Genomic DNA, 16784 nt, shown 5'->3' on the forward strand with positions numbered 1-16784 from the left:
GAGGAACAGGCGCTTTGGCTGACCGTTGTATAGATTTTCGAAATTGGAGGTATCGAATTTGAAGCAGCCTGTATTTAAACGAATCGTCTTAAAGCTGAGTGGGGAAGCACTCGCCGGCCAGCAAGGCTTTGGCATCGATTCTGCAACCATTACCTCCATTGCCGAACAGGTGAAAAGTGTCTATGAGCTGAATGTGGAAATTGCAATCGTGGTCGGCGGGGGCAACATCTGGCGCGGCATTGCCGGCAGCTCGAAGGGTATCGACCGGGCGACCGCAGACTACATGGGGATGCTGGCGACCGTGATGAACTCCCTCGCGCTTCAGGATGCGCTGGAGAACGTCGGCGTGCCGACGAGAGTACAAACCTCGATCGAGATGCAGCAGGTGGCAGAGCCGTATATCCGCCGCAGAGCGATCCGGCATCTGGAGAAGGGACGCGTCGTTATCTTTGCGGCGGGCACCGGGAACCCTTACTTCTCGACCGACACGACCGCGGCTCTGAGGGCGGCCGAGATCGAGGCGGAAGTGATTCTGATGGCCAAGAACAAGGTTGACGGCGTTTACAGCGCCGACCCGTTCGTCGATAAGGAAGCGGTCAAATTCGAAACGCTGACTTACCTCGAGGTCATCAGCCAGAACCTGGGCGTGATGGATACGACCGCATCTTCTCTCTGCATGGACAACAACATTCCGCTCATCGTATTTTCCATTACCGAGCAGGACAACATCAAACGGGTTGTGCTCGGGGATAAAATCGGAACGACTGTTAAAGGGAGTGTATCCTAATGCCGCAAGCTATTCTGAAGGACGCGGAAGATCGTATGGGAAAAGCGCTTGACGCGCTGAAAAGGGAGCTTGCCACCTTGCGTGCAGGCAGAGCGACACCCTCTCTGCTGGATCGGGTAATGGTGGAGTATTACGGAGCGATGACGCCGGTCACTCAGCTGGCGAACATCAATACGCCTGACCCTCGCACGCTCTATATCCAGCCGTGGGACAAAACGTCCATCGGGGCGATCGAAAAGGCGATCATGAAGTCGGATCTCGGCCTGACACCGTCGAACGACGGAAGCGCCATCCGCATCGTCATTCCGGCGTTGACCGCGGAGCGCCGCTCCGAGCTCGTCAAGCTGACCAAGAAATACGGCGAAGAAGCGAAGGTAGCGGTTCGCAACATCCGCCGCGACGCGAACGAGGACATCAAGAAGCTCGAGAAGAGCGAGATCACCGAGGACGAGTCGCGTCGTTATCAAGACGACATCCAGAAGCTGACGGACAAATACACGACGGAAGTCGACAAAATTTTGGCCGCAAAAGAGAAGGAAATCACCGAAGTGTAAGCCATAACGGAACCCCTTTTTCGGAAGGGGATTTTCGGTTTTTTCAGGACACGTTTGCAATCTGCTTGGAGGATAGGACAATATGTCTCAGTTCAAGACCTGGTTTGGCAAGAAAAAAGAAGCGGGAATCCCCGAACAGCTCGATGAAACGAACATTCCGAAGCACGTCGCCATTATAATGGACGGCAACGGACGGTGGGCACGCCGGCGGGGGCTTCCCCGTGCGGCCGGCCACCATGCCGGCATGAAGGCGATCAAGCGGGTTACCGTAGCCGCCGACAACATCGGGGTGGAAGTGCTGTCCCTGTATTCGTTCTCGACGGAGAACTGGAAGAGGCCGCGCGACGAAGTCGATTATCTGATGAAGCTTCCCCAGGAGTTTCTGGCGCTGGAGCTGGATGAGCTGATTGAGAAGAACGTGCGCGTCCGGATGACCGGCTGGAAAGAGGGCGTGCCTGCCCATACGCTCGGCGCCGTGGAAGAGGCCGTCGAGAAGACGAAGAACAACACGGGACTCATCTTGAACTTCGCCTTCAATTACGGCAGCCGGATGGAGATGATGGAAGCCGTCCGCGGAATCGTGAAGGCGGTTCAGTCCGGAGAGCTAACGCTGGAGCAGGTCGACGAGGCGTCTCTCGAGAGCAGACTGCAGACGGCCGGCCTTCCTGACCCGGATCTTCTGATCCGGACGAGCGGAGAACGCCGTATCAGCAATTTCATGCTGTGGCAGCTCGCTTACACGGAGCTGATCTTCTCCGATCTGTATTGGCCCGATTTTTCAGATGAGCACTTATACGAAGCTATTCTTGAGTACCAAAGCCGCAACCGCAGATTCGGCGGATTGTAGGCACGCTGCTGGAGGTAGTCCATGAAGACTCGACTTATCACCGGGATCGTTGCCGGTGCCGTATTTCTCGCTTTTCTTTATTTCGGACAATACTGGTTCTCCGCCTTGGTGCTTCTTCTCTCGGTGGTCGGGTATGACGAGTACGCAAGAATGAACAAACTGAGAAGCAAGGGCATCCTCTATCTCTTCGGACTGGTGCTTCTCGTGCTTCTGGTCCTGCCGGGGATCGCGTGGGGGCCGAACAATTTTGAAGCCTACACCTGGTTGCTCTTGTTTCTACTGCTGTTCCTGACCGTGGCCACGCAGAACAAGACGACGATCGACGACATCTCCACCATGTTCACGGGCGTGCTCTATATGGGCTTCGGCTTTCATTACATGATCGCTTCACGCATGCTGGACAACGGGCTGTTCTGGACACTCTTGACCTTCGTTTGCATCTGGGCATCCGACTCCGGCGCATACTTCGCGGGCAGACTGTTCGGTAAGCGACTCCTCTGGCCCAAGATCAGTCCCAAAAAGACTTTGGAGGGACTAGCAGGCGGTATCCTACTGTCAATAGCGGCCGCACTCGTCTTTGCTTCCCTAGAGCCTGAGCTGCTCACTTACGGGTACGCCGTCATGCTGGGAGCGACAATTGCCGTCATCGGCACGATTGGGGACCTTATTCAATCCGCATACAAGCGGGTAAAGGGGATTAAAGATACCGGAACGATTCTGCCGGGACACGGCGGGGTTCTGGACCGGGTGGATAGCTGGCTGATCGTCTTTCCCTTTGTCCATCTGATGTCGTTAATCCCGCAATAAACCGGAAGAGAGGGATGCTTCGATGAGAAAAAAAATCGCCGTTCTGGGCTCGACCGGCTCCATTGGGACCCAGTCCCTTAACGTGATCTCCCACGATATGGACCGCTATACGGTAGAGGCCCTTGCAGCCGGCTCCAATCTCGAGCTGTTCATCGAACAAATCCGCCAGTTTCAGCCCCGAAAGGTCTCGGTCGCAACCAAAGAGCTGGCGGAAGAACTGGCCTTACATATTCCGAGCTACACCGAAATCTATTACGGCGAAAAAGGAATGATCGAGGTGGCGGCCGCAACGGACGCCGATTTGCTCATCAACGCCGTCATGGGCAGCCAGGGACTCCGTCCCACAATGGCAGCCATTGAGGCGGGCAAAAGCATCGCTCTCGCAAACAAAGAGACGCTGGTCAGCGCTGGCCACCTCGTCACACAGGCGGCCGCCAAGCACGGAGTCAAGCTGCTGCCGGTCGACAGCGAGCACTCGGCCATCTTCCAGTGTTTGAATGGCGAGCCGAAGGAAGCGGTCTCCCGGATTATCCTGACGGCATCCGGCGGGTCGTTCCGTGATCGGACGAGAGAGCAGTTGGCGGACGTAACAGTGGAGGAAGCGCTGAAGCATCCGAACTGGTCGATGGGCGCCAAGATTACGATCGATTCGGCGACCATGGTCAACAAGGGTCTGGAAGTGATCGAGGCGCACTGGCTCTTCCGCCTCCCGTATGACCGGATCGAGGTGCTGCTGCATCCCGAGAGCGTTATCCACTCGATGGTGGAGTTCGCCGACAACAGCGTCATTGCGCAGCTCGGCAACCCTGACATGCGGGTGCCGATCCAGTACGCGCTTACGTATCCGGAGCGCCGCAAAACGCCGACGACCCCGCTCAATCTGGCGGAACTCGGCCGGCTCCATTTCCGCGAAATGGACTACGAGCGATTCCCTTGTCTTCGCCTCGCTTTCGAGTGCGGCAGTACCGGCGGTACGATGACGACCGTTTACAATGCGGCCAATGAAGTCGCGGTGGACCGGTTTCTTCGGGGAGACATCAAGTTCCTTCAAATCGAAGAGACGATCGAGCGGGTTTTGGAAAAGCACCAGCTCAGCCTCGTGCCGGATCTGGATGAAATTCAGCAAGCCGACGCGTGGGCGCGGCAAACGGCGTCGTCGATTGACTTCTCTTAGCGTCCGGCAGGACGGCATGCGGCTGGAAAGCCCGGGCTTGCCCGGGCTTTCCCTGTGTCCGGAGGGCTGCACACAGACGGGACCTCGCTTGTATTGCGAGGAAAAAACATGGTAATCTTAGAACAGAAACAAGAAGGCCCAAGAAGCGGAAGGCTTCCGTCCTTCTAAGGAGGAACGAAGATTGTCTTATTTACAGACCGGTGTGCAGATCGTTCTTATGTTTTTCGTTCTGGTTACCCTTCATGAATGGGGACATTTTTACTTCGCGAAGCGGGCGGGGATTTTGGTCCGGGAATTCGCAATCGGCTTCGGGCCGAAGCTGTTCTCGTTCAAAAAAGGAGAAACCCGCTATACGCTGCGTCTGCTGCCGATCGGAGGATTCGTCCGGATGGCCGGAGAGGATCCGGAAGTCGTAGGAGTGACGCCGGGGCAAACCGTTGCGGTTCATCTTAGGGACGGCAAGGTGACCCACGTCTTTCTGGATAAGCTGGATATGCGGTCGGATGTTCTGCAGGGTGAGCTGGCGAAGATCGACCTGGAACGCGAGCTGAAGCTCAGTCTGAAGCTAGATGGGGAAACGGAGGAGTTTCCGGTTGACCGGGAAGCGGTGATAGTGGCGCGCGGCAAGGAAACCCAGATCGCGCCATGGGACCGCCAGTTCGGCAGCAAGACGGTCGGCAAACGGGCGATGGCGATTTTCGCCGGGCCGATGATGAACTTCCTGCTGGCGTTCGTATTGTTCTTTGTGTTCATGTTCCTGAACGGCGTCCCGACAAGCGTCAAGCTCGGCGGCGTGGAGCCAGGCTCCCCTGCGGAGCAAGCGGGACTCGCGACAGGAGATATTATTCTGCAGGTGAACGGGCAGACCATCGGCACCGACCGCGAGAAGCTGACAAGCCTGATCAAGCAGTCGGCCGACCAGCCCATGACCTGGATCGTTAGCCGCGGCGGCGAGCAGGTCCAGAAGCAGGTGACGCCGAAAGTGAAGGGAGAGGCGCCTGTCGTCGGGATCAGCCTCACTTGGCAGACTAGATCGGTTCAACTCGGCGAGGCGGTCACCGGTGCCTGGGACAACATGGCAATGGCGACCAAGCAGATTCTGCTCGGCTTCAAGATGCTGGTCTTCGGCCAGTTTACGATGGATGACCTCGGCGGCCCCGTCCGGATCGTAGAGGTATCGAACCAATATGCGCAGGCGGGTGCAGGACCGATGGTATTCTGGACCGCACTTCTCAGCTTGTATCTCGGCATCTTCAACCTTCTGCCGATTCCGGCGCTGGACGGCAGCCGCCTTGTTTTCCTCGGTCTGGAGGCGGTGCGCGGCAAGCCGGTCGACCCGAACCGGGAGAGCTTGGTTCACTTCATCGGCTTCGCCATGATGATGCTGCTGATGATCGCCGTTACTTACAACGATATATTGAGATTGTTCAAGATCAAGGGATAAGAGGAACCACCGTTTCCCGGGGAAACCAATTTGGAGGTCACAATGTCGAACGAGAAGCAATTTGTCAAAGAAATTACGCCGCAGAGCGAAGATTTTTCGAGATGGTATCTGGATGTAATCAAGAAAGCCGATCTGATGAGCTATTCGCCAGTCCGCGGCTGCATCGTGTTCAAGCCGGACAGCTATGAAATTTGGGAGCTGTGCCAGCGGGAGCTGGATGCCCGGTTCAAGGAAACCGGCCACCGCAACGCCTACTTCCCGCTTTTCATTCCGGAGAGCTTCTTCCAAAAAGAGAAAGAGCACGTTGAAGGATTCAATCCCGAGCTGCCTTGGGTAACCGAGGCGGGAGGCGAGAAGCTGGAGGAGCGCCTCGCCATCCGGCCGACCTCCGAGACGATGATCGGCCATATGTACGCCGAGTGGATCAATTCCTACCGCGACCTGCCGCTCTTGATCAACCAGTGGGCGAACGTGGTCCGCTGGGAAAAGCGGACGCAGCCGTTTCTGCGGACGAGCGAGTTCCTTTGGCAGGAAGGCCATACCGCTCACGAGGACGAGGAGGATGCGCGCCGCGAGACGATGCAGATGCTGGAGATCTACCGCGACTTCGTTGAGAACTTCCTGGCCATTCCGGTCATCATGGGCAAGAAGACGCCTTCGGAGAAGTTCGCGGGTGCGGTCGACACCTATTCGATCGAGGCGATGATGAAGGACGGCAAGGCGGTGCAAGCCGGAACGTCCCATTACCTCGGTACGAATTTCGCGGTTGCGTTCGATATCAAATTCCTTGATCGCGAGAATACGCATCAATTCTGCCACACGACGTCCTGGGGCGTCAGCACGCGGCTCATCGGAGCGATGATCATGGTGCACGGCGACGACCGCGGCCTGATGCTGCCGCCTAAGGTAGCCCCGACGCAGGTCGTCCTTATTCCGATCGGACCGGCCAAAACGAGAGAACAGGTGACGGCCCGAACGAACGAGCTGTACGCCGAGCTTAAGAAGGCCGGCATCCGTGCCAAGGTCGACGACCGCGACCAGAGCCCGGGCTGGAAATTCAACGAGTACGAAATGAGAGGGATCCCGGTCCGCCTTGAACTCGGTCCGCGCGATATGGAGAACAACCAGGTCGTGCTCGTCTCCCGGGTAACCGGAGAGAAGCGGATGGTAAGCCAGGACCATCTCGTAGATGAGGTGGCCAAGCTGCTCGAAGAGACGCATCAAGAGATGTTCAACCGGGCGAAGGCGTTCCTCGATGAGCATATGGCGGTCGTCGATACGCTGGACGAGATGAAGGCGTTCTTCGAAACCAACCGCGGGTTCCTGACGACCGGCTGGTGCGGATCGGAAGCGTGCGAGGCAGCCGTCAAGGAAGAAACCGGCGCGACAAGCCGGAATATTCCGTTCTCGCCGATCGCGGAGAAGGAAACGTGTCTCGTCTGCGGGGAAAAAGCCAAACATACGGTTGTCTTCGGACGGGCTTATTAAGTACAATAGAAGAGCAAACGGAAGGCTTGCCTTCCCTTTGCTCTTTCTTTTTTTTGCCTAAGTTAACCGAAATGGGAGTCTACAGCAAGACAGCGCGTTAGGGGAGAGGATCGATCATGAGCGCTCAAGAGGAGAAGAGATTGCGGTTCGAGCTGCTGATGAAGCAGGCGGGTCTGCCTCCGGAATTCGTGAACGGGCATTTTGCCGAAGGCTATATCGAACGTGTGGAAGTCAGCCGAAAAAATTCCGAATGGACGTTTTATATACATAAGCAATCCCTGGTTGCTTGCGATGTCTATAAAGAATTCTGCACAAAAATACATGAGGCGTTCCGTCATATATCGCGGATCCGGTTCGTCTTTGAATACCGGGATCCCGAAACACACGGACGGGCAGCGCAGGAATACTGGCCTCATCTGACGGAATGGATCCAGGACAAGGTTTTTGCCGTGAACGGCTGGCTGACCAAAGCGAGGCTGGAGGTCCAGGAACGCAAGCTGGGCCTCGTGCTGCTGGACCAGATCGGGCTCGATCTGGCCAAGAAAAAAGGGGTGGACCGCTGGGTCCGCCAATATTATCTGGAGCATTTTTCGCTTGATTATCAAGTGGTGCTAAGCTGCAGCGACAGCGGCCAAGCCGAGGAAGAGTATCTCAAATTCGCTCAGCTGATCGAAGAAGAGGAGCGGATGGTCACCCAGGAGATGATGATGGCCGTTCCGCAAGAGACCGTAGTGGCCAAACCGGAAGAAGGCCGGCAGGTGCTGATGATCGGCTTCGAGATCAAGGATGCGGCAGTTCCGATCCAGTCGATCAAGGAAGAAGAGAAGAAGGTAACGCTGCAGGGCACCGTCTTCGGACTCGAGACGAAGGAGCTGAAGAGCGGCAGCACGCTCATTACGTTCAACCTGACGGATTTCACCGACTCGATCGCGGTCAAGGCGTTCGCCAAGACCAAGGAGGACGTCAAGCTGTACAGCCTGCTGGAGAACGGCAAGTGGATCAAGGCGAGCGGCAAGATCGAATTCGACCGGTTCATGAACCCGCCCGAGCTCATGTTCATGCCGCGTGACATCAATGAGATCGTTCCGCCGGAGGACCGCAAGGATACCGCGGAGGATAAGAGGGTCGAATTCCATCTGCACACGACGATGAGCACGATGGATGCGATCACGCCGGTCGACCAATACATCAAGACGGCGGCCAAATGGGGCCACAAGGCGATCGCCATCACCGACCATAGCGGGGTGCAGGCGTTCCCGGACGCCGGCAAGGCGGCCAAGAAGCACGGGATCAAGGTCATCTACGGCCTGGAGGCGAACGTCGTCAACGACAACGTGCCGATCGTCCTGAATCCCGAGCCGCGCCTGCTGAAGGATACTACGTACGTCGTTTTCGATATAGAGACGACGGGCTTGTCCGTCACCGACAACAAGATCATCGAGCTTGCGGGCATCAAGATGAAGGACAACCAGGTGATCGACAAGTTCTCCTACTTCGTTAACCCGCACGAAACGATTCCGTACAACATTACGCAGCTGACCAATATTACCGACGAGATGGTGCGTGACGCGCCGGAGCTTGAGGAGGTGCTGCCCAAGTTCGTCGAGTTCTGCGAGGACTGCGTGCTAGTTGCGCACAACGCACGCTTCGATATCGGGTTCATTCAGCATTATTGTCAGCAGCTCGGCCTCGAGACGATGAATAATCCGGTGCTCGATACGCTGGAGATGGCGCGACTCTTGTTCCCGACGATGAAGAATCACCGGCTGAACACTCTGGCGGACAAGTTTAAGGTCAGCTTGGAGAACCACCACCGCGCGATCGACGACTCGGAGGCGCTCGGAGGCGTTCTGTTCGCAATGATCAAGGAAGCGGCAGAGCGGGGACTGGAGACGCTGGACGGCTTGAACCAGTTCGTGGGCAAGGATCTCAGCAACACGAGACCGTTCCACTGCTGCATCTATGCGCTGAATCAGACCGGCAAGAAGAATTTGTACAAGCTGGTGTCGCTGTCCCATACGGAACATTACAACCGGGTGGCCTGTATTCCGAGGAGCAAGCTGATCGAGCTGCGGGAAGGGCTGCTCGTCATCTCCGGCTGCGAGAAAGGCGAGCTGTTCGAGACCGTGCTCAACAAGACGATGGAAGAAGCCGAGGAAGTAGCGAAGTTTTACGATATCCTTGAGATTCAACCGATCGACTTTTATATGCACCTGCTAGAGAAAGGACTCGTCGGCAGCAGGGAGCAGCTGGAGAACGCCGTTCGCAAAATCTGTTCGCTCGGCGAGAAGCTGAACAAGCCGGTTATCGCGACAGGCAACGTCCATTACCTGCATCCGCGGGACAAGATCAGCCGCGACATTACCATCCTCGGCATTACCGGCTTCAGTCCGCTCAAGGATATCCGCAAGCCGGACGCCCATTTCCGCACGACCCAGGAAATGCTGAGGGAATTCGCGTTTCTCGGTCCCGAGAAGGCTAAGGAAGTCGTCGTCACGAATACGGCGGCGCTGGCCGACCAGTTCGAGGAGATTGAGCTGTTCCCAAGGAAGGGCGGACCGACGGACAACGGTCTGTTCTCGCCGATCCTCGAAGGAGCGGATGAGGAGATTCGTAACACCTGCTATGCGACGGCCAAGTCGATGTACGGCGATCCGCTGCCCGAACTCGTTGTGAACCGGCTCGAGAAGGAGCTGAAGCCGATTATTCACTACGGCTTCTCGGCGAACTATCTGATCTCCGAGCGGCTCGTCAAAAAATCGAACGCTGACGGCTACCTCGTTGGCTCCCGGGGATCGGTCGGCTCGTCCTTCGTCGCCACCGCGCTCGGAATTTCGGAGGTCAATCCGCTGCCACCGCACTATCTGTGCCGCAGCTGCCAGTACAGCGAATTCTTCACCGACGGTCGGATCCCGAGCGGCTTTGACCTGCCTGACAAGGATTGCCCGAGATGCGGAGCCAAGCTTAAGGGCGAAGGCCAGGACATTCCGTTCGAAACGTTTCTAGGTTTCAAAGGTGACAAGGTCCCCGATATTGACTTGAACTTCTCGGGCGAATACCAGCCGGAGGCGCATAACTTCACCAAGATTATGTTCGGGGAGAAGAGCGTGTTCCGCGCCGGTACGATCGGCACGGTGGCGGACAAGACGGCGTTCGGCTTCGTGAAGAAATATGAGGAGCAAAAGGGCGGGCAATGGCGCACGGCCGAGATTAAGCGGCTTGCCGCCGGCTGCACCGGCGTGAAGCGGAGCACCGGCCAGCATCCGGGTGGCATCGTCGTCGTGCCGGATTACATCGAGGTCGAGGACATCACCCCGGTACAGTTTCCGGCGGACGACACGAGCGCGGAATGGATGACGACCCACTTCGATTACCACGCCTTCGACGAGAACCTGCTCAAGCTCGATATTCTCGGACACGATGATCCGACCATGATGAGAATGCTGCAGGACTTAACAGGTGTGGACCCGACGACGATCCCGATGAACGATCCCAAGGTGATGAGCCTATTCCATTCTACGGAGTCACTCGGAGTGTCGCCGGAGCAGATCCGAACGCCGGTTGCCACCTACGGGGTGCCCGAGATGGGGACCAAGTTCGTGCGCCAGATGCTGCAGGAGACCTCGCCGTCGACCTTCGCGGATTTGCTGCAGATCTCGGGTCTGTCCCACGGAACCGGAGTCTGGCTGGGCAATGCGCAGGAGCTCATCCGCAAGGGAACGTGCAACATCAAAACCGTAATCGGCTGCCGGGACGACATCATGCTGTATCTGATCTACAAGGCGGGCATGGATGCGGGCCTGGCGTTCAAGATTACCGAGAGCGTGCGGAAGGGGCGCGGTCTGACGGAGGAATGGAAGGAAGAAATGCGCAAGCACAAGGTGCCGGCGTGGTACATCGATTCGTGCGAGAAGATCGAGTACATGTTCCCGAAGGCGCACGCCGCCGCGTATGTCATTTCCGCCGTCCGGACGGCCTACTTCAAGCTGTATCATCCGATCGAATTCTACGCCACTTACTTCTCGGTCCGCGCTGAAGACTTCGACGTTGAGCTGTTCTGTCAAGGCTACGACGCCATCCTCCGCAAGCTGATCGAGATCGAGGAGAAGGGCTTCCAGGCGCTCCCGAAGGAGAAGGCAATGGTATCCATTCTCGAGATGGGTCTCGAGATGACCGCGCGCGGCTTCACCTTCCGGCCGGTCGATTTGTATCAGTCCGACGCAACGAAATTCCGCGTCAAGGAGAATTCCCTGATTCCTCCGTTCTCGGCCGTGCCGGGAATCGGGGATTCGGCCGCCAAAAGCATCGCGGCGTCCAAGGAAGAAGGAGAATACCTCTCGATGGAGGACTTCCAAAACCGGGCCAAAGTATCCAAAACGATCGTGGAAATTCTGAACGGAATGGGCTGCTTCCGCGGCCTGCCCGAGACGAATCAGCTCTCCTTGTTTTAATTCGGCGGGCTATCTATTGTTAGGGAATAGTTGTTATGGTATAATGTTTTTTGGCAATAATGATGATATCTTTTCGTTTACGGAGAGTGGGGCAACCCACTCTTTACATTTTGATATAGACCTGAATGCCCTGACGCATGAGCTGCGGGGGCGGACAGGGCAAGCCAAAAGGGGGCAACGAGTCTTTGAGTTCGCATATCAAATCGACAGTCGAACAGATGGTTCAGCCGTATATCGAGGAACATGGGCTGGAGCTAGTGGATATTGAGTATGTGAAAGAGGGCAGCAACTGGTTTTTGCGGGTGTTCGTGGACAAGGACGGCGGCATCGATATCGATGACTGCGGACGGCTGAGCGAATATTTGAGCACTAAGCTGGATGAGACCGATCCGATCCCGACCGCCTATTTTCTAGAGGTATCATCACCCGGAGCGGAGCGCCCCCTTAAGAAACCTGCCGATTTTCTCAAAGCGGTCGGCGACAACGTCTATGTCACCACGTACGAAGCAATCGACGGGCTCAAGGAGTTCGAAGGGACCCTGCTGTCGTATGACGAGCAGCAGCTGGTTGTGGACACGGGGAAACGCCAGTACACGATTCCGGCCGGAAAGGTAGCTAGCGCCCGGCTCGCAATCGTTTTCTGAGATAGAGCTCCCGCACGAAGACGGGAAGGCCGGACGCGAGTCCGGTTTATTTTGAAAGGGGGACCGCAGGCGAAATGAACACCGATTTTATCGAGGCCCTGCATGAAATTGAAACAACAAAAGGGATCAGCAAGGACATCTTGATCGAGGCGATCGAGGCGGCCTTGATTTCCAGCTACAAGCGCAACTTCAACACGGCGCAAAACGTGCGTGTGGACATCAACCGGCATACCGGCTTGATTAAGGTTTATGCCCGGAAGACCGTTACCGAGGAAGTGCTGGATCCGCGGCTTGACATCTCTCTTGATGCCGCCCGTGACATCAACCCGAACTACCAGCTGGAGGACATCGTTGAAATCGAAGTAACACCCAAAGACTTCGGCCGGATCGCGGCCCAGACCGCGAAGCAGGTGGTGACCCAGCGGATCCGCGAAGCCGAGCGGGGACTCATTTATAATGCGTTTATCGAGAAGGAAGAAGACATTGTAACCGGCATCGTGCAGCGGCAGGATACTCGCAACGTCTATGTCGACCTCGGGAAGGTAGAGGCGGTTCTGCCGCTGACCGAACTGATGCCGAATGACAAGTTCAAGCACAACGACCGCGTCAAGGCATACATCACCAAGGTCGAGAATACGACCAAGGGACCGCAAATCTTCCTGTCCCGGACGCATCCCGGCCTTCTGAAGCGGCTGTTTGAGCTGGAAGTGCCGGAGATTTTCCAGGGCGTCGTGGAAATTCGCTCCGTGGCGCGCGAAGCGGGCTTCCGCTCGAAGATCGCCGTCTATTCCCGCAACTCGGAAGTGGATGCAGTCGGCTCCTGCGTTGGCCCCAAGGGCACACGCGTGCAGACGATCGTGAACGAGCTGCGCGGCGAGAAGATCGATATCGTCCGCTGGTCCGAGAGCGTCGAGGAATACGTAGCGAACGCGCTCAGCCCGTCCAAAGTGCTGGAGGTCAACGTGTTCGAAGCTGAAAAGATGGCGCGCGTCATCGTGCCGGACTATCAGCTGTCACTGGCGATCGGCATAAAGGGCCAGAACGCCCGCCTTGCCGCCAAGCTGACCGGATGGAAGATCGACATCAAGAGCGAAGCGCAGGCCGAACAGGAATACGGCCGCGAGAAGACGTATACGGAAGAACTGCCGCAGGACTCCGTCAGCTTTGACTGATCGGAGGAGCAGTGGCGGATAAGCGGGTGATGACGATGAAACCGAGAAAAATACCGCAGCGCAAATGCGTAGCCTGCCAACAAATGATGGGGAAGAAGGAACTGATCCGCGTCGTCAAGACGCCGGATGACCAGATCCTCATCGACCTGACGGGCAAAAAATCCGGAAGAGGCGCTTATTTGTGCGGCAAGCAGTCGTGCTTCAAGCTTGCGAAGAAAAGCAAGGCTCTTGACCGGGCACTCAAGCATGGCGTCAGCGCCGAGATTTATGACCAGCTGGAGCGGGATTTCGTCAAGGTGGAGGACGAATTCCTGGCCGCCAAGGAAGCGATGGACGACGATGAATAAATTTTTCAGTAATCTCGGACTCGCGCTGCGGGCAGGCAAGCTGGTCACCGGAGACGATACCGTGCTCGATGCGATTCGGTCGGGCAAAGCGAAGCTTGCCATCATGGCCACGGACGCTTCGGATAACACAACCAAAAAATTCAGGGACAAGTGCACATCCTATCATGTCCCTTTGATGCAATACGGTACACGCGAAGAGCTGGGAGCGAGCGTCGGTAAAGCGGAACGGGTCATTATGGCAGTGACCGACGATGGGTTCGCCAAGCTCCTTCGTAAGTGCCAGGCAAACCTTGCGGAGGTGGAGAAATTTGAATAAACAAGACAACAAGGACAAACTTAGAGTCTACGAATACGCCAAAAAATTGAATATGAGCAGCAAGGAAATTATCACGATTTTGAAGCGGCTCAACATTTCGGTTAACAACCATATGAGCGTCATGGAAAACGATGCGGTCAACGCCGTCGAGAAATTCTTCCGCGACGTCAAGGCTAATGCTGCAGCCAAGCGCAGTGACGGCGGAGCTTCCTCCCCGGCTGCCGGAGCTCGTCCGCAGGGACAGCCGCAAGCGTCCGGGGAAGACGCGCAGCGGTCCCAGCCGACTACTCACAGCGGTGAGCAAGGCCGTGGCGACAGTAGTCAGGGGCAAGGCCAAAGCGGCAACCGCGGTCAAGGCCAAGGACAGGGCGGCAACCGCAGTCAAGGCCAAGGGCAAGGCGGTAACCGCAGCCAAGGCCAAGGGCAAGGCGGCAACCGCAGCCAAGGCCAAGGGCAAGGCGGCAACCGCTTTGGTCAGGGGCAGGGCCAAGGCGGCAACCGCGGTCCGGGCCAAGGCAGCAACCGCGGTCCGGGCCAAGGGCAAGGCGGCAACCGCGGTCCAGGCCAAGGACAAGGCGGCAACCGTGGCGGTCAAGGCCAGGGCCAAGGCGGCAACCGCGGTCCAGGCCAAGGGCAAGGCGGCAACCGTGGCGGTCAAGGCCAGGGCCAAGGCGGCAACCGTGGTCCAGGTCAAGGGCAAGGCGGCAATCGTGGCGGTCAAGGCCAGGGCCAAGGCGGCAACCGTGGCGGTCAAGGCCAGGGCTTCCGCGTGGGCGAAGGCCGCGTCCTGAAGAATTCGTCGGTGCCGGGCGTGGAAGAAATGGACGTCAAGGCGAACGAGGCAGGCGGCAAGAAGGTAAGGCCGCAGCCGCAGCAGCGCCGATTCGATGACAATCGGGGCGGCGGCCGTCCGGGCGGCGGGTTTAACAACCGCAACCAGCGCGGGAAAGGCAGAAACCAGAACAACCAGCAGCAGGTTCGCAAGGATAAGGTCGATAACACGCCTAAGAAAATCATTGTTCGCGGAACGATGACCGTCGGCGATCTTGCGAAGCTCCTTCATAAAGACGTATCGGAAGTTATCAAGAAGCTCCTCTTCCTCGGCGTCATGGCGACGATCAACCAGGAACTCGATCTGGATACCATCCAGCTGATCGCCAACGAATACAAGGTGGAAGTGGAGCTCAAAATCCCGGTCGACGAGGAAAATTTCGAGCTGATCGAGGAGAAGGACGAAGAGGGCGATCTCGAGGAGCGTCCGCCGGTCGTCACCATTATGGGCCACGTCGACCACGGCAAAACGACGCTGCTTGACGCGATCCGTACGACGAACGTAACCGCCGGCGAAGCGGGCGGGATTACGCAGCATATCGGCGCTTATCAAGTCGAGGTGCAGGGTAAGAAGATTACATTCCTCGATACGCCGGGCCACGAAGCGTTCACCACGATGCGTGCACGGGGTGCCCAGGTGACAGACATCACCATCCTTGTCGTAGCGGCGGACGACGGCGTCATGCCGCAGACCGTAGAAGCGATCAACCACGCCAAGGCGGCCAACGTGCCGATCATCGTCGCGGTGAACAAGATCGACAAGCCGGAAGCGAATCCGGATGCTATCAAGCAGGAGCTGACCAAGTACGAGCTCGTTCCCGAGGAGTGGGGCGGCGACACGATCTTCGTCAACGTATCTGCGAAGCAGAAGATGAACCTTGATCAGCTGCTCGAGATGGTTCTCCTCGTAGCGGAAGTACAAGAGCTTAAAGCGAATCCGAACAAGCGCGCGAGAGGGACGGTTATCGAAGCCGAGCTCGACAAGGGCCGCGGTCCGGTCGCTCGCGTCCTGATCCAGCACGGTACGCTGCATGTCGGTGACAGCTTCATCGCCGGCGTCCAATTCGGCCGCGTCCGCGCCATGGTGAACGATAAGGGCAAGCGTCTCAAGGAAGCGGGTCCTTCCACGCCGGTCGAGATTACCGGTCTGACGGAAGTGCCGCAAGCGGGCGATCCGTTCCTCGCCTACGAGGACGAGCGCAAAGCGAGAGAGATCGCGGAGAAGCGCGCTATCACCCTTCGCCAATCCGAGATGGGCGCCAACTCGCGCGTCACGCTGGACGATCTCTACAAGCATATCCAGGAAGGCGAAGTAAAGGATCTTTTCGTCATCATCAAGGCCGACGTGCAAGGCTCCGCCGAAGCGCTGCGCGGCTCGCTCGAGAAGATCGACATCGAAGGCGCTCGCGTGAAGATCATTCACACCGGCGTCGGCGCGATTACCGAGTCCGACATCATTTTGGCTTCCGCCTCGAACGCCATCATCATCGGTTTCAACGTGCGTCCGGAGCCGGCTGCTATGATGACGGCCGAGCAGGAGAAGGTGGACATCCGCCTGCACCGCGTCATCTATGCCGTCATCGAGGAGATCGAGCAAGCCATGAAGGGCATGCTGGACCCGATCTACAAGGAGAGCGTCATCGGCCATGCGGAAGTCCGCGACGTCTTCAAAGTATCCAAAGTCGGCTCGATTGCAGGCTGTATGGTTACTTCGGGCAAAATAACGCGGAATGCCGAAGTTCGTCTCATCCGGGACGGCATCGTCATTCACGAAGGCAAGATCGACTCGCTCAAGCGGTTCAAGGACGATGCCAAGGAAGTGGCGCAGGGCTACGAGTGCGGGATTACGATCGAGCGGTTTAACGACGTCAAGGTGGGAGATACCATCGAGGCCTTCGTAATGGAAACCGTCGAGAGGTGAT

Annotated in this window: 13 protein-coding genes; all 13 read left to right on the top strand. The window is 57.3% G+C overall.

The genetic code is table 11. The annotated features are described in order from the left end of the window. Nucleotides 1-58 precede the first annotated feature (58 nt). The 13 genes from pyrH to infB all read left to right on the top strand — a co-directional run bounded on the left by pyrH (nt 59) and on the right by infB (nt 16783). Entirely contained in the window at nt 59-787 is a 729-nt protein-coding gene (gene pyrH, locus KJS47_RS00625) for a UMP kinase (RefSeq protein WP_213521880.1), read from the top strand. Beyond that, the gene (gene frr / locus KJS47_RS00630) at nt 787-1341 is read left to right on the top strand and encodes a ribosome recycling factor (RefSeq protein ID WP_213521882.1); all 555 of its coding nucleotides are present in this window, start codon (nt 787-789) and stop codon (nt 1339-1341) included. The genes pyrH and frr overlap by 1 nt, the downstream gene beginning before the upstream one ends. Before the next feature lie 82 nt (nt 1342-1423). Next, nucleotides 1424-2188 carry an undecaprenyl pyrophosphate synthase gene (locus KJS47_RS00635; protein WP_213521884.1) on the top strand — a complete coding sequence of 255 codons (765 nt, stop codon included), beginning with the start codon at nt 1424-1426 and terminating at the stop codon, nt 2186-2188. 21 nt (nt 2189-2209) lie between these two features. Continuing rightward, complete coding sequence (locus KJS47_RS00640; protein WP_213521886.1) at nt 2210-2995, top strand: phosphatidate cytidylyltransferase; 786 nt, start codon at nt 2210-2212, stop codon at nt 2993-2995. A gap of 22 nt (nt 2996-3017) precedes the next feature. Then, nucleotides 3018-4169, top strand: a complete 1152-nt coding sequence (locus KJS47_RS00645; protein WP_213521888.1) for a 1-deoxy-D-xylulose-5-phosphate reductoisomerase — start codon at nt 3018-3020, stop codon at nt 4167-4169. A gap of 181 nt (nt 4170-4350) precedes the next feature. Continuing rightward, nucleotides 4351-5613: an RIP metalloprotease RseP gene (rseP, locus tag KJS47_RS00650; protein ID WP_213521889.1), complete on the top strand. Its 1263-nt coding sequence runs from the start codon at nt 4351-4353 to the stop codon at nt 5611-5613. A 42-nt stretch (nt 5614-5655) separates the two neighbouring features. Further along, nucleotides 5656-7101, top strand: a complete 1446-nt coding sequence (proS, locus tag KJS47_RS00655; RefSeq protein ID WP_213521890.1) for a proline--tRNA ligase — start codon at nt 5656-5658, stop codon at nt 7099-7101. 116 nt (nt 7102-7217) lie between these two features. Beyond that, nucleotides 7218-11552: a PolC-type DNA polymerase III gene (locus tag KJS47_RS00660; RefSeq protein ID WP_213521891.1), complete on the top strand. Its 4335-nt coding sequence runs from the start codon at nt 7218-7220 to the stop codon at nt 11550-11552. A gap of 137 nt (nt 11553-11689) precedes the next feature. Continuing rightward, nucleotides 11690-12196, top strand: a complete 507-nt coding sequence (rimP, locus tag KJS47_RS00665) for a ribosome maturation factor RimP (RefSeq protein WP_213521892.1) — start codon at nt 11690-11692, stop codon at nt 12194-12196. Between the two features lie 74 nt (nt 12197-12270). Beyond that, nucleotides 12271-13368: a transcription termination factor NusA gene (nusA, locus tag KJS47_RS00670; protein WP_213521893.1), complete on the top strand. Its 1098-nt coding sequence runs from the start codon at nt 12271-12273 to the stop codon at nt 13366-13368. Between the two features lie 35 nt (nt 13369-13403). Next, nucleotides 13404-13715 carry an RNase P modulator RnpM gene (rnpM, locus tag KJS47_RS00675; RefSeq protein WP_213521895.1) on the top strand — a complete coding sequence of 104 codons (312 nt, stop codon included), beginning with the start codon at nt 13404-13406 and terminating at the stop codon, nt 13713-13715. Further along, a complete protein-coding gene (locus tag KJS47_RS00680; protein ID WP_213521897.1) occupies nt 13708-14031 on the top strand; it encodes a L7Ae/L30e/S12e/Gadd45 family ribosomal protein in 324 nt (107 codons plus the stop codon). Before rnpM ends, KJS47_RS00680 begins: the two co-directional genes overlap by 8 nt. Continuing rightward, nucleotides 14024-16783: a translation initiation factor IF-2 gene (gene infB / locus KJS47_RS00685; RefSeq protein WP_249716012.1), complete on the top strand. Its 2760-nt coding sequence runs from the start codon at nt 14024-14026 to the stop codon at nt 16781-16783. The genes KJS47_RS00680 and infB overlap by 8 nt, the downstream gene beginning before the upstream one ends. The last annotated feature ends 1 nt before the right edge of the window (nt 16784 follow it).

It is taken from the genome of Paenibacillus sp. J31TS4, from assembly GCF_018403265.1.
GTDB lineage: Bacteria > Bacillota > Bacilli > Paenibacillales > NBRC-103111 > J31TS4.